General features: G+C 54.0%; 8 protein-coding genes. 4 read left to right on the top strand and 4 right to left on the bottom strand.

Annotation, left to right across the window (positions count from 1 at the left end; genetic code table 11):
* Window positions 1-56: 56 nt before the first annotated feature.
* The 3 genes from LX87_RS04150 to LX87_RS04160 form a co-directional block, all read right to left on the bottom strand.
* Window positions 57-2,129 (bottom strand): prolyl oligopeptidase family serine peptidase, encoded by a 2,073-nt coding sequence (locus LX87_RS04150; protein WP_111626885.1) that lies wholly within the window; start codon window positions 2,127-2,129, stop codon window positions 57-59.
* Window positions 2,130-2,315: 186 nt separating this feature from the next.
* Window positions 2,316-3,761 (bottom strand): SusD/RagB family nutrient-binding outer membrane lipoprotein, encoded by a 1,446-nt coding sequence (locus LX87_RS04155; RefSeq protein WP_111626886.1) that lies wholly within the window; start codon window positions 3,759-3,761, stop codon window positions 2,316-2,318.
* A gap of 37 nt (window positions 3,762-3,798) precedes the next feature.
* Window positions 3,799-7,062, bottom strand: a complete 3,264-nt coding sequence (locus LX87_RS04160; protein WP_111626887.1) for a SusC/RagA family TonB-linked outer membrane protein — start codon at window positions 7,060-7,062, stop codon at window positions 3,799-3,801.
* Between the two features lie 353 nt (window positions 7,063-7,415).
* On the opposite strand from LX87_RS04160, the gene LX87_RS04165 reads away from it, so the two are divergent.
* The 4 genes from LX87_RS04165 to LX87_RS04180 all read left to right on the top strand — a co-directional run bounded on the left by LX87_RS04165 (window position 7,416) and on the right by LX87_RS04180 (window position 12,859).
* Window positions 7,416-10,580 carry a ligand-binding sensor domain-containing protein gene (locus tag LX87_RS04165; protein ID WP_111626888.1) on the top strand — a complete coding sequence of 1,055 codons (3,165 nt, stop codon included), beginning with the start codon at window positions 7,416-7,418 and terminating at the stop codon, window positions 10,578-10,580.
* Window positions 10,581-10,594: 14 nt separating this feature from the next.
* Window positions 10,595-10,930: a winged helix-turn-helix domain-containing protein gene (locus LX87_RS04170; protein ID WP_111626889.1), complete on the top strand. Its 336-nt coding sequence runs from the start codon at window positions 10,595-10,597 to the stop codon at window positions 10,928-10,930.
* A 328-nt stretch (window positions 10,931-11,258) separates the two neighbouring features.
* On the top strand, window positions 11,259-12,014 hold the full coding sequence (locus LX87_RS04175; protein ID WP_111626890.1) for a ferritin-like domain-containing protein: 756 nt from the start codon (window positions 11,259-11,261) through the stop codon (window positions 12,012-12,014).
* 14 nt (window positions 12,015-12,028) lie between these two features.
* Window positions 12,029-12,859, top strand: a complete 831-nt coding sequence (locus LX87_RS04180) for a ferritin-like domain-containing protein (protein WP_111626891.1) — start codon at window positions 12,029-12,031, stop codon at window positions 12,857-12,859.
* Window positions 12,860-12,917: 58 nt separating this feature from the next.
* Here the strand turns inward: LX87_RS04180 and LX87_RS04185 are convergent, their stop codons facing one another.
* On the bottom strand, window positions 12,918-15,314 hold the full coding sequence (locus tag LX87_RS04185) for an alpha-L-rhamnosidase-related protein (RefSeq protein WP_111626892.1): 2,397 nt from the start codon (window positions 15,312-15,314) through the stop codon (window positions 12,918-12,920).
* Window positions 15,315-15,408: the final 94 nt, after the last annotated feature.

Raw genomic sequence — 15,408 nt, forward strand, 5'->3', positions numbered from 1 at the left:
CCGCCGGGAGCGATCTCCCGGCGGGTTTTTGCTTTAGGCCCGTCTCATCATACGGGTTACTTCAGGCTTTTCACGCCCATGTTCCAGAGCATAAAGGCGTAAATGTCGGCCATCGTTTCGATGTTCTTCTTCGTATTGCTGGCGCCGTGGCCCGAGTTGGTTTCAATCCGGATCAGCACCGGATTTGGCCCTTTGTACTTCTCCTGCAAGGTCGCGGCATATTTGAACGAGTGGGCCGGAACCACGCGGTCATCGTGGTCGGCGGTCGTAATCATCGTGGCCGGATAGTTGATGCCTTGCCGGATATTATGAATGGGCGAGTATTGATAAATCGCCTTGAACTCTTCGGGATTATCGCTGCTACCGTAGTCGCTCACCCAGCCCCAGCCGACGGTGAATTTATGAAACCGCAGCATGTCCATCACGCCCACCTGTGGAATGGCCACCTGAAACAAATCCGGTCGCTGATTAATGACGGCACCCACCAGCAAACCGCCGTTGGAACCACCGCGCAACGCCAGCTTCTGGGGTGAGGTATACTTTTGGGCAATCAGGTATTCGGCAGCCGCAATGCAGTCGTCAAACACGTTCTGCTTTTTCAGCTTCATGCCCTGCTCGTGCCAGGTTTCGCCGTATTCACTGCCTCCGCGCAGGTTCATCGATGCGTAAATGCCGCCCTGTTCCAGAAACGGAATCAGTAACGCGCTGAAGCCGGGTGTCAGGCTGATATTAAAACCGCCGTAGCCGTACAACATCGTCGGATTGCTGCCGTCGAGTTTTAGCCCTTTGCGGTAGGTCAGAAACATCGGTACGCGGGTGCCGTCCTTGCTGTTGAAAAACACCTGTTTGGTTTCGTAATCGTCGGGCCGGAACGTCACCTCCGGGGCGCGGAACAGCGTGGTTTTCTGCGTAGCAATGTCGTAGCGGTAGATCGTCGCCGGAAACGTAAACGAGGTAAACGTATAAAAAACGAATTTGTCGTCGCGCTCACCGCCAAAACCGCTCACCGTACCCAAGCCCGGCAGTTTCACCTCATTCTCCAGCCTGCCGTTGAGGTCATAGACGTAAATGCGCGAGGTCACGTCCTTCAGGTAATTGACAAACAGCTTTCCCCCGGCGGTATGCGCTTCGTCCAGTTTCTCCGGTTTTTCGGGAATCAAATCGCTGATGGCGCCGGTTTTCGGCAGCACTTTCGACACCTTGTAATTCGGAGCCCCGTTATTGTGATAGACCAGCAACGCATCGCCCACGTTGTCGATCACCGAATAATTATACTTGAAGCCCTCAAAAAGTCGTTTGAATTCCTTGTCGCCGGATTGGGCGTCTTTGTACCAGATTTCGGAGCCGTCGGTCCCTTCCGAAATGTTCAGAATCAGAAACCGTTCGTCTTCGGTGGTCTGAGGGAAGAAATACCGCAGCGGGTGCGCCTTGTCTTCGTAAATCAGCTGATCCTGCGTTTGCGGAGTGCCCTTCCGGTGAAAATACACCTTCATGAACTCGTTTTTCGACGACAGTTCCTGCCCCGCGGCCGGTTTGTCGTAACGGCTGTAATAAAAACCGTCGCCCTGCCAGGCGGCTCCCGTAAATTTCACCCATTCGAGTTTGTCGGGCAGTGTCTGGAGCGTCTGCATGTCCATCACAAAAATCTCCTGCCAGTCGGAACCGGCTTTGGAGAGCGCATAAGCCGCATACCGGCCATCTTTCGACAGCGAAAAGCTGGTCAGGCGCGTGGTGCCGTCGGCTGCGAGTTTATTGGGGTCAATCACCACGTCGGGTTTACCGTCGAGGCCCTTCTGCCGGTACAGCACCGACTGATTTTGCAGACCGTCGTTTTTGTAAAAGTAAAACCATTCGCCTTTGCGGCCCGGCGCCGAATAGCGGGGGTAATTGATGATCTGTTCGAGCCGGTTTTCGAGTTGTTTGCGGTACGGAATCTGCTCCAGATAACCGAACGTGACGGCGTTCTGGGCTTTTACCCACGCTTCGGTTTCGGCCGAGCGGTCGTCTTCCAGCCAGCGGTATGGATCGGCGACTTTGGTGCCGTGGTAATCGTCAATCTGGTCGGTTCTACGCGTTTGTGGATACGTAATCGGGTTTGATTGGGCCAGCGCCCCGGAAATTTCAAGCATAAGGATGAAGCCAGTCAATAACGGTTTTAGCATAATCGGTCGTACGAAGCAAGCAGGTTCATTGTTCGTACTAGCTTAATATACAAAAAAGAAACCTGCTTGAAAATCAGTTCCGGCGGATTGCATAAAAATGGCCCGTTGTTAACATCTTAACAACGGGCCGGGCAATAAAAGGACAGCTTAAGACTAGAAAATATCCCACCAGTTTTTAATAGCCTGGGTATCGCCACCGATGCTCTGGGTAGCCTGCTGGCTGTTCACGGCATTGTTGGTTCGGGTAGCGCTCGGGTATTTTAGCCGTTTGGGAACGTCAGTGACATCCGGATCGAGGCTGCCCGACGCCGGATTAATAAACAGGATGCTTCCGTCCGGTTTCTTCGGGTCCAGCCGCAGGCGCTCCATCCAGGCCTGTATTCCCTGCATATACAGCGCAAGCCACTTCTGGGTGCCAATCACGTTTTTCCAGTTTCCGGCCTTGTAGGGTACACTTTCCAGGTAGGTGGCCACCACTTTTGCATCCGTAACGCCCCACTGCGCCAGCGAAGCCTTGACCGCTTCCTGGTATAACGCTTCGGCGCTTTCGGGACCTACGTTCATGCCGCGGGCGGCTGCTTCGGCTTTGGCAAAAGCGATTTCCGCGTAGGTAATCATGTAGCCTTTCGCCGAACCGCTGTAGGCTACCACACCCGGTTTGGACAGGCCGATCATGGTCGGGGCGTTGGCTTCCGTACCGTATACTTTGCCAATGTACTGCCCCTGCGTTTCGTCCGGGCGGGCATAAATGGGCAAGCGGGGGTCATTGACGGTTTTCAGGTAATCCACCAGGGTCGAGGTGACAGCAAACTCCACCAGGGGCCGCTCCACATCATTGTACGGAAACCGGTTGGTTGTTGTGGTCAGGTTATACGGGAAAAACGCATCCTGACTAACGCTGGTCAGGGTGTTTTTGACGGCTTCTTCAATCACGGTTTTGGCTTCGGCGGGCTGGGCGTCGGCCATGCGCAGGGCAATCCGGATTCGCAGGGCGTTGGCAATCCGGACCCATTGTTTGGGGTCGCCGTTGGCAATAATGTCGCCCCGGATGGCCCCTGAAGCCGTATTTTGCAGAACATCCACCTGTTTTTTCAGCGAAGCCAAAAGGCCCGCATACACATCTTTCCCCTTGTCAAAAGCCGGTTGGGGGATGTCGTCACCTTTCAGCGCCTGCGAATACGGAATGTCGATATACACATCGGTCAGGACGTGAAACAGCCAGGCTTTCAGCACTTCGGCCACGGCTAGCGTGTGCGGGTTGCTTTCCTGCGGATGCTGGTCGTAGTAATTCTGAATTTCCTGCAAATCCATCAGCGGACCCGCATACAGGCCCGACCAGAGTCCTTCGTTGGTAAACAGAAACCGCCCGTCGGAGGTCTTGTCGGTGCCCATCCAGTACTGGGAAAGCTCCATCCCGATCCGGCCATTGAAATACGAATCGTACATCAGGTCGGAGGCCCGTTTTTCGGCGCTGGCCAGCAGAAACTCCGGCTGGGTTTCGCTCGAACGGGCCGGGTCGGTATTCATTTCTTCAAAATTGTTGCAGCCCGTCAATGTCAGGAACAGAGCCGCTAACCATAGTTTATTTTTAAACTTCATGTCCGTATTTTTTGATCGACAGGGTGCGAAACGACCCTTAGAAAGTCAGGTTTAAATTGACACCGTAGCTGCGCACCGGGGGCAGCGCACCGCCCTCAAAGCCAAGCTGGTTGCCAATGGAGTTGGTGATGTTGGCGGGATCGACGTTGGGCGCGTTGCTTTTGATCAGCCAGAGGTTGCGGCCCGTCAGTGTCAGCCGCAGTGCCTGCATCCGGAGCTTTTTGGCAACATCATCCGGGAAGTTCCAGCCCAGCCGGACTTCGCGCAGGTAAATAAAGCTGCCGTCGTACAGGTTGGCCTTGCTGATGCGGTTTCCGCCGTCGGCGTTGAAGTGCGTCTGGGCCGTAATCACCACATCATTCGGGGTTCCGTCGGACTTCACACCCGGATTGATCAGGCCGTTTTCCCGAATACCGTTTTCGGCGGTTTCGGCCAGCATCCCGGATTTATTGCCGTACAGATTCGTGTAGGAAAAGAAATCTCCGCCTTTCTGGAAATCGACCAGCGCCGAAAGGTAGAGGTTTTTATAGCTGAACATGTTGTTAAAACCGCCGAAGAAATCCGGGTTGGCATCGCCGATGATGACCGGCGTAGGCGTAACGTTGTAGGTTCCGTTGGCGCCGACAGTCCGGTTGCCATTGGCGTCGTACACGTAGTCGGTGCCGATCATGGTACCCAGCGACATCCCTTTCTGCGCAATCATGGACACTTTATTCGTCCGGCGTTCGGTGCCGACGATCAGTCGTTCGATGCCTTCGACCTTCTCGCCGTTTGTGTTCAGGTTGAGCACGGTATTCTGGTTTCTCGAAAAGTTCAGCGTGGTCCGCCAGCTAAACGTGCGGGTCATAACGGGCGTTGCTGAGAGCGTGAGTTCAATCCCCTTGTTCTGGACGGTTCCGCCATTGACAACCTTGGTTGTGAAACCGCTTTCGGCGGGTATCTGCACATTCCAGATCTGGTTGATGGTCCGGCGGTCGTAATAGGTGAAATTGAGGCCGAGCAGTTCATTGAAAAACTTGAAGTCGACACCGCCTTCTACTTCCGACGACAGCTCCGGTTTCAATTTGCCGTTAAACAGCTTGTCGGAGGTGCTTTGCAGGGGGAAAGAGCCAAACGGCGCTACGTAATCGTAATACCGGGAAACCGAATACGCATCGGCGTCATTCCCGACCTGGGCATACGACAGCCGGGCTTTGCCGAGCGTGAGCCACCTGGTTTTTGGCAGTACATCCGAGAAGATGAACGAGGTGGCAACGGACGGGTAGAAGTACGAATAGTTGCCGGTCTGGTACAGGGTCGAGGCCCAGTCGTTGCGGCCCGTGGCCGTCAGATACAGGATTTTGTTGTAACCCAGCGTGGCCGAGGCAAAAAGGGAGTTGGTTTGCCGGTTATTAAAAATATTGGAAATCGTTGCTGGGGTTACCGAATTTTGCAGGACATAGACCATTGGGTTCTGGAGGCCGCCATTCGTCGTACCTGCATCCGTGCTGGATTTGATATTCAGGATGTTACCCCCGGCTACGGCTTCCAGGCTAAGTTTAGAATCGTTGAACGTCCGGTTCAGGTTCAACGTGGCCTGGTAGTTTGTTTCGTGGTTCACCATCGTCCGTTTGGCGTAGGAACCGACGAAAAAGCCTTTGGCACTTCTGACTTCATCGAGGTGATTGAGGTAGTCCGAAAACACGCGCACGTCGGCCGTCAGCCCATCCATAATCTGATACGTCAAACCGGCGTTACCGAAATACCGCGTATTCTGGTCGGTATTGTAGTTTTCGTACTGATTCCAGTAGGGATTCTGCGTAAACGCCGGTTTCTGGATATTCCAGGCGGTACGGTTCCACGACTGTTCGGTGCCGTCGGCGTATTTGTAATTCTTCAGATACGCGTCGTCGATCTGGCGCTGGCCGTACATGACGTAAAACAGCATCGGGTTGTTACCGAAGAAGCCGGTTCCGGGCCGTCCTTTGGATTTGTCGCTGATGTAATTGATCCCCCCGCTGAACGTAAATTTATCCGTGAATTTGTAGACGGTATTCAGACTCATGAAAAACCGCTTCAGGTCGCTGCCGGGGTAAATAAAGTTCTGGTTGGTGTTGCCCAGCGAAAACCGGATTGAGCCTTTGTCGCTGCTGCTGGCAACCGAGAGGTTATTGGAAAACGTGATGCCGGTATTGAAAAAATCCCGTGCATTGGTAGGGTGGGCGCTCCAAGGGGCGGCTTTTCCGAAGTTCGGGTTGTTGCGGTCCTGATCCCACGACCAGTAATGCCGGACCAGCGTTCCGTCGAGTTTCGGCCCCCACGATTCGTCGATGCCATACTGCGGGATCAGGTCGTATTTTCCTTTCCCGTCGTTGTCGTCGTAGGTACCGCCACCGGGTAGAAAACCGCTCGGATTTTCGTTGACATACAGCTTGGTGAAGGTCGGACTGCCACCCCCGCCGTAGGAATTCTGAAGTTTCGGCAAATACGAAACCTCGTCGATCTGCACGTTGAGATCGTAGTTCAGCGACAGGCTGCCCGCGCCTTTCCCCGACTTGGTGGTGATGTAAATAACGCCGTTTTGCCCGCGGCTGCCGTAGAGGGCCGTGGCCGCAGCACCTTTCAGGACAGAAATATTTTCCACATCGTTGGGGTTGAGCAACTGCGCCGGGTTACCGTAGTCATAGCCGCCCCCGCCAGTACCCTGTCCGCCCGTCGTGGCGGTCGAATTCATGTTCATGTTGGCCATCGGCACGCCGTCCACAATAAAGAGGGCGTTGTTGTTGCCGGAAATGGATTTCAAACCGCGGATGGTAACCCGCGATGAGCCGCCCATCGAGCCGCTGTTGCCGCCGATCTGCACCCCCGCCAGTTTGCCCTGGAGCGAATTGATGTAATTGACTTCCCGCGCTTCCTGAATGCCGGAGCCGTCGATCTGCTGGACGGCGTAGCCCACATTACGCGTATTGCGCTGAACCCCCAACGCCGTCACAACCACTTCGTTGAGGCTTTTAACATCGGGGAGAAGCTTGATTGTCACCTTTGAGATGGCCGGGGTGATTTCAACCTCCTTGGTCTGGAATCCAATGGAGGACACGGCCAGGGTTTGTTTTCCGGCCGGTACCGAAATCGAAAAGTTACCATCGCTGGAGGTTGTGGTGCCGGTTGTAGAACCTTTGATCAGGACGTTCGCGCCTGGAACGGCGGAATCGGTTTCATCGACTACTTTCCCGGTTACCTGCCGGGACTGTGCATGGAGTTGTAAAGCCCAGATTGATAGGCCAATAAGCAGCCATAAGCGGCTGCGTAAATTTTTCCTCATGGGTTTAGGGTATTAAAATTTTACGGTTGTGGTGGTAATAATACGGAATAATATAACATCAATTGATGATGTCATTATAATAAGTTAGTTAACCAACGGCTCAGGATATCGCGGTGGATAATTAGAGTACGGGTACAGCTTCACAACTCCGGCCGGTTTGAAAACAGCACGATTGATCGGATCAGCCCCAGAATCAAGAACCGTCAATGACAGTCCATCCGGCCCTCAGACGGTTGATGAATCATTCTTTCCGGTCTGGTAAAGTCACGCTGGGAAAATTTGCCATAACAACGGAATTTGCAGATTATCAAGCAATCCGCTAATTTACCATGATGTTTCCGGCCCGGTAACAAATGAAACTAACCCCATTCTTCGCTCTGATCATCTGGTTGTTGGCCTTCGGGTCGCCAGACGTTTCGGGAGCCCCCAAAGACCCATTGAATCAGTCTCTCCGGATTGATCACATCGGGGTCGATGAGGGCTTGACGCAGGGGTCGGTGTATCATATCCTGAACGACAGCCGGGGATTTCTCTGGCTTGGTACGCAGGACGGTCTGAACCGGTACGATGGCGCCCATTTTCGCCATTTCCGCCCTGACAGGATGGACCCGAAGGCTATTGTCGGAATCAATATTTCCGGTATTGTCGAGGATCGCAACGGCAACCTCTGGGTGGGTACCGAATACGGTCTGAATTATTATGACCGCGCAACGGACCGCTTTACCTGCATTTATTCATACTCCAAGTCGAAAAAACTGTTAAAGAGTAAAACCATTCCATTTTACGCCAATGGACAGGAGGTGCTGTATTACAGTGAAACGGAAGGGCTGGTTTCGCTGACCATCAAAACGCGGCAGAAGCTGGTGCTGGACCCCACCATTCGGCCCACGCACGAGTACGACCAGCTTAATTCGACGGTTCGTACGCCGTTGGGCGATGTCTGGCTCCACGCACCCACGGGTTTGATTCGTTATAATCTTTACGAACGCCGGGCGCATTATTATTTCAGCAGTCACCCCACCAACGAAGCCGGTCCGTCGATGGGCGTTTTTTCATTTCACTGCGATTCGGCGGGTGTGGTGTGGCTCGGAACGGCAGCCGGACTGATTCGATTTGAACCGCAAACGGGACGTTATCAGACGTTTGTGCCCGATAAGGGCCAGAATTTAACCTCAATTTATACCATTGCGGAAGACCACGATGGCCGGTTGTGGCTCGGGACGCAGCGCGGAGGAATCTGGCTTTTCGACAAGTCGGACAAACGGCTTAGTCAGGTTGGCGGTCTTGCCAGCAGTAATTGGCAGCTAACCGACTACGAAATCTGTAAAATTTACATCGACCGGCAAGGCATTATCTGGGCGAATACCGACCCCGGCGGTCTGGCCCGGATTGTGCCGGGAAGCATGTTTTTTGGCGGTATGGCCGTTTCTCAGACCAAACCCCATGAGACCAAAGACCCCTCCACACTCAGCCATTTTGTGGTTCGGGGATTCCTGGAAACCTCATCGACCGAAATGTGGATTGCAACCGAGCGCAGCCTCGACGTGCTGGACCGAACCCAAAACCGCATTGTCCGACGTTATCTGACGCAGGCCAAATACAGCGATTTGCCGACGCGCACCCTCATCAAATGCCTGTACAAGGATCCGCTGGGCCGGATCTGGGTGGGTGCAAACGGCGGTGTGCTTACGTTCGATAAGGCCCGTTCCACGTTTAGTAAAATTCCGTTGCCGGGTTCGGCCAACAGCAAAGTGGTCGAAAACTACGTTCGTCGGTTGCTGGCGCTGGATGACAACGCCATACTGGCGGCTACGGAAGACGGTCTTTTTCTGCTCGATGTGCGTCAGCGGAAGTTCAGGCTGCTGCCAACGCTGGCCCATAAAAATATTTTTAGTCTGGCAAAGGACCGGGCCGGGCGTTATTGGGTCGGCACGTACTCGGATGGTTTTTACTGCTATGAGCGGGCACCCATTGGCAATGATTTGCGTCCGCAACGAATTGTTCGGGGTCTGGACGGTTACACCATTTTGTATTTTTACGAGGACCCCGTTCGTCCGATTATCTGGATGGCCACCGACAAAGGGCTTGCGGCTCTGAATACCCAGACGGGACGGATCCGGATTTACGATCACCGGCAGGGCCTGGCCAATCCGTTTGTCTACGGTATTTTGCCCGACCACCAGAACCGGCTGTGGATCAGCAGTAACCGCGGCATCTCATTCTTTAACCCCACGACCGGCACGTTCAAGAACTTCGACCTCACCGACGGTTTGCAGGGGTATGAGTTCAACGGCAATGCATACTACCGAACCCAGGATGGTGAGTTGTTTTTTGGGGGCGTCAACGGTTTCAACCGGTTTTATCCCGAGCAGTTCCGGACGAGTTCGTACATGCCGTCGGTGCATATTCACAAAATGACGGTCAACGAAATGCCGTATCAGTCCGACGGCTACATTGGGGAAACTTCCCGGCTTGAACTGCCGTACAATCAAAATACCGTAGCCCTCGAATTTACGGCCCTGGATTATTACAGCAACGGCCGTAACCAGTATCAGTATCAGTTGGTTGGCTACGATGATCAGTGGGTGAATTCCGGAAATGCTACGTATGTTCGGTACGCTAATCTGCCGCCGGGTACGTATGTGTTTCGGGTCAAGGCCGCCAACAAAGACGGACAATGGAGCCCCAAAATCAGGCGGCTGACGGTTATCATCCGACCGCCTTTCTGGCAGCGGGCCTGGTTTCTGGGATTGCTTGCCGTGCTGGTGGTTGCTGCCGCTTTTTACTGGCTGCGTCGGCGCGAAAACCGGATTCACCGGCAGCACCAGCGGAATACCCGGCTGGCCGTTGAGTTGCAGGAGCAGATCAAGAAAAATCTGGCCCGCGATCTGCACGATGAAATTGGCACTCAACTGGCCACCCTCAAACTGTACGTCAGCCGCCTGACCGACCCCCCCGGCCAACCCGCGCGTTCTACCTCCTTGAGCGAACTGGCCCGCGAACTTATTAGCGATATCATCGGTAACATCCGTAACCTGCTGCGCGAACTCAGCCCCCGGACGCTCGAGCAATACGGGTATGCCGCAGCCGTGGAAGAACTCCTCTCGCGCATTGACCGCACGACGCTGGAAACCCATTTCTGGGCCGATGAATTACCGTCGCGGCTTGAGGCTGAAACCGAACTAATGCTGTACCGAATCACGCAGGAATTGCTGAACAACACCCTGAAGCACGCCAACGCGCGGCAGGTCAGTATCCGGCTGGTGTTCGAACAGCCGCTGGTAAAGCTCTATTACAGTGATGACGGTCAGGGTTTTGAACTTAAGGAAGCCCGGCGAGGGCTGGGAATTGGTAACATCGAATCCCGCGTGGCCCTGATCAACGGTGATATTGACTGGCAATCGACGCCCGGCGAAGGAACGAGGGTGCTGGTGACGCTGCCATTCCGGCCATCAAACCGGTTTTTGTCACTGAACCGACTGGAACGGTCGTTTCGAAAAGTGACGACATTGTTTTAAACTTGCCTTCGAGTATGGCAAATTTACACATCAACGGACGGGTCTGGCTGGAAGCGCAGGAACGGTTTTTCGGAATTGGTCGGATGGAATTGCTGGAACGGATTCAGCAAACCGGTTCGATCAACCAGGCCGCCAAAGAAATGAAAATGTCCTACAAACGCGCCTGGGAACTGGTGCAGTCCATGAACAGCCAGGCCGATGCGCCACTGGTCAGTACCCAGACCGGTGGGGAGCGGGGCGGGGGCGCCGTCGTCACCGAAGAAGGTCTCAAATACCTCACCTATTACCGCGGACTGCAAGAGCGTTTTCAGCAGTTTCTCGCCCAGGAAATTCATCACCTGCCGGTATAACCTCAGGAATAAAACCGTCCGGATCGCCCGTTCAAGACGCGGTTTACGATCTGACACGCGGCAAAATAACACGTATGATCACCGGATTTCGTTGACAGGCAAGCCGTGTTTTTAAGGGCGAGTGAAAGATTTCAATAAAAAATAATTTTAGAAAAAACGGTTCTTACGCTCCAGAATCAGGGTTTCCGCTTGCCCGTTCCCTCGAATAGTGCCTTGGAAAAAAATAATTCTGCACTCCCGAAATCCAAAAATCAGGCTTACTCGTTCGTATGGTTGTCTTGCAAGAAGCACCATTTCAATTCACCCATTTTACAACTAATCTTTTGTCATGGAAGAATTAACGAGTACCTCTATCCCCAAAAAAGGTCCGAGTGTAGCGGCCATTCCATCGGTCGAGCGCCGGATGTTTCTGCGTGCTTTGGGCTTGACAACGGTTTCTGCTTCAGCGTTTCTGGCGGCCTGCCAGAACTCAATAAATGATGTTGCTCCCAAGATTTCCGGTGCCCGGATTTCGGCCGAAGGAGTCAGTTTCGGGGAAGGCGATTTTGCCATTCTGAACTACGCCTATGCTCTTGAGCAGTTAGAAACCGCTTTTTACATGGCCGTGATCGAGAAGAAAACGTTCCCGGCGGGTAGCAAGGAAGAGATGGTTTTTAAAGATATTCATGATCACGAGCTCGTCCACCGGGAGTTTTTCAAGCTGGCACTCGGTTCCAACGCCATTGGTGAACTGGAGTTTGACGTGAGCAGCATTGATTTCAGCAATCGCCGGGAAGTTTTGAACACCGCCCGGATACTGGAAGATACGGGAGTGGCGGCTTATAACGGAGCCGGACCGCTGCTGACCAATTCAACCTTCATGACGTTGGCGGGGAAAATCGTATCCGTGGAGGCTCGTCACGCGTCCCTGATCAGTATGATTCTGCAACCGGGTGGTGCTTTGTTTGCCGGTGATTATGTGGTGGATAACAACGGTTTAGAACGACCGCTGACGATCTCCGAGGTACTGGGCCGAGCCGGTAAGTACATCAAAACTCCTATCAACCCGGCTTCCTTGCTGGCGCTGGAATCATCCAAATCATAACCCAACGAACGATCATGAATCTCTTCGGAATATTCTCACAAATTGAAAAAGCGGATGCAGAAGCGGGTGACAAACTGGATTTTGCCCGCCGGAAAATGCTGAAAACCGCAACGGTGGCTGCTGCTGCTACGCCCGCGTTTTTCGTCGGGATGGTCAACAAGGCGTTTGCGGCTGAAGGTTGCGCCGGTGATGCGGTGGCGATCCTGAAATACGCCCTGACGCTGGAATACCTGGAACGCGACTTCTACCGGGCCGCCCAGTTCAAAGCGGGATTATTGCCTGCCGGAACACGGGCATACGTGGTGCAAATTGCCAAACACGAAGCGCAGCACGTTGATCTGCTCGAAGGCGTATTGGGTCTGAAAAAGAATGAGTTGCAGCCAAAATATAATACGGGTACGCTCAACGCAGCTTTGGCCGATTATGATACCTTCCTGACCTATGCCCAGGCGCTGGAAGACACTGGGGTTCGGGCGTACAAAGGACAGGCCGCCTGTCTGCTGGAAGAGGGGTCGGCTACGGCGAAAGTGGCGCTGCCGGTAGCCCTGCGGATTCACTCGGTAGAAGCACGGCACGCGGCCGCTGTTCGTCATATGCGTGGATTGCGCGTTTGGGCGTCCAGTGGCGAAAACGGAATGGAAGCTGATCCGAAAGTGTATGCGCACGAAGACATGGGCCAGCAGGGTGGGGCTGATCTGGAAGGGTATTTCAACCTGCCGGAGAATAAAATGAAATTATACACGCCGGAAATGGCGAAGCGTACGGTCTACGAATCGTTTGACGAACCGTTGACTAAAGATGAAGTGCTGGCGATTGCCGGTCCGTTCTTCGCATCAATGATGTAGTCGAAGGACGAGTACACAAAAAGACCGGCCTGCGCCGGTCTTTTTGTGTTGCATCAGTTTATAAATTGATGGTTTGCTCCCCTTCCTTCAAGGCCACGGTTTTGCCGCGCCATTTCAGGGTGCCGGTCAAGCCGTCGGGCAGGGTAACGGTTCCTTTCAAACCACCAGTCGGAGTTTTATCGAACCGTACGGTAATTTCACCCGCCGGATGCGGCATGGCCCCTTCCGCAAATTCCAGATTCCCCAGATAGGGGGTGATGACGACGGATTGAAAACCGGGCGAAGCCGGATTGATGCCGCAGACCGTTGACAGGAATTCATAGTTTGGGGCCGCACTCCACGCGTGGCAGTCGGAGCGCGTCGGTTCGGGGTTTTCTGCAAAGGTGGTCAGGCCCATCGCCAGCATGTCGTGCCACGGTTTGAGTGTTGGCAGAAACTGGTCGGCCATGCCGGTTTTTTTCAGTGCCTGAAACAGATAGAATTTGAAGTAGAACGTAGCCTGCGTCAGGCTCGGCTCATTCATGATTTTCTGCATCAGGGCTTTCTGCTGCGCCACCGGAACCGCGTCGGTCAAAATGGCCCAGATGTTGGCGTGCTGGCTGAAGCCGGTTTTGTCGGGCGTGTCGGCCATCAGCCCCCGGCCCGCATCCCAGCAACGGTTGTATACATTTTTTGCAAGCCGTGCGCCCATCAGACGGTAATGTTCGGCCTGCTGGTTTTTGCCGTAATGGTAAAATACCTGCGAAATTCGCTGCATGGTATATGCCTGTTGCAGGGTCAGAATAGCCGAGCCGCCTTTTCTGGCCCCCTTCGGCACCCCGCCCATGCCTTCATCCGGCGCTTCCCACTTCGCCCAGTCCACGAAGTTCCACCACTGAAGCGGACCGTTCAGGCCGTTGTCGGCCAGTCGTTTTTCGTGCCAGTCAAGTACGGTTGTAATACCGGGCAACATGGATTCGACAAACTTATCGTCTTTCCGGTGCATCCAGTAATCATAAACCATCGTCACCCAGAACAACGAAAATGGCGGAATCACCTGAAAATCGGCGCTTGGGTAGCGGCTCTGCGTCAAGCCGTCGTTAAACCGGCTGTGGTCGTAATCCATGATGGCTTTCCGCATCAGCCGGTCGTCGCCCGTCACGTAAAGAGAAATCAGCGACTGAATCCGCGTGTCGCCGGTATACTGCAATTGCTCGTAGTAGGGGCAGTCGTAATACGTCTCACCCGCACACAACCGGGCCGTCCGCCAGCCCACGGTCCAGACGTTTTTCAGGCTTTCGTCGCTGCTGGCAAACCGGGCTTTTTCCTGAAACGGATACCCCGTAAAGTGGCCGGTCAGATCGTGGATTTCGATGGGATCGCCTTTGGTTTCGATGGTAATTTGCAGGTAGCGATACGTCCGGAACAGGAGGGGCCGGAAAGTTCTTTTCTGTTTGCTGCCGTCGCCAATAAACTGATCTTCAAAGCCGATCAACTGTTTGCCGTTTACCTGATCCCGGTTGCCTTTCTGCCGTTTATCGTCCACCAGTGCTTCGGCGTACGCCAGCGTAATGACGGCATCTTTGCCCCGGCTGATGGTCAGTTCCGGAAAGGCGTTGGTCAGATGGCCCTGATCGCAGAGGATCACGGCTTTGTGGTGGCGGTGAACGGTAAACGAGTTTTTCCCCTGCAAAAAGTCGTCGGCTACATCCACACCCTCCGCCCGGCGGACCGTCGCCAGCCGTTGCGGCATTTCTTCCATCAGCGGAATGGTGCGTGGTACCAGATTCCAGTTGCCGTCGGTGCCGAGTCCGCGCGGTTTGGCGGCCCAGCCCACCGGTTTGGCCGCCGACCAACCGGTATCATCAAAAGCCGGTTCCTGCCAGCCCCAGGGATATTTGGAACCGTCTACGCGGTCGCCCGCACCGACAACAATGTAGGTTCGCAGCTTTGGAATGTCGTTGATAACGGGCGAATAGGCCGGATTCTGGTAAACCTTCCAGGTGTTGTTGGTATTAACGACCTGCTCGGCGTCGCTATCGCCCTGCACAATAAATCCAAACTGGTAGTGCATCTGGTAAAACGGGGCGTATTCGGCCATGTAGGTCACCACAGCCGCCAGCGTGTTTTTGCCGCTGGTCAGGTAGGGCGCAATATCGACGGTTTCGTAATTCCAGTTTTGCAGATCGCTGCGGGCGGGGCCGGACACCACGGCTTTTCCGTTGACGAACAGTTGATAGCGGTTGTCGCCGGAGATATTAATGACGAAGCGACTGGGCTTTTGGGCCAGATCAAAACTCTTGCGGAAATGGTAAACACCGTATGACCGAATCGGCGCTGTTGGGTGCCCGATCCACTGTGCTTTCCAGAAGTCGGTTTGCCAGCGGGGATTGGGGGTAGCGGCCACGGGAGCAGGAGTCTGGGCAAAAGAAATGAAAGGGAGAAGAATAAAGAAAAACAGCAACCGGGTTTTCATATAAGCGCGAATCAATCAGAATCTTGCTGCAAGATAATGACAAATCCGCGCTTCTGCGCTTTTGTCCGTTTGAGAAGAAAGCCGTCGTTGGAAA

Source organism: Larkinella arboricola (assembly GCF_003259745.1).
Lineage (GTDB): Bacteria > Bacteroidota > Bacteroidia > Cytophagales > Spirosomataceae > Larkinella > Larkinella arboricola.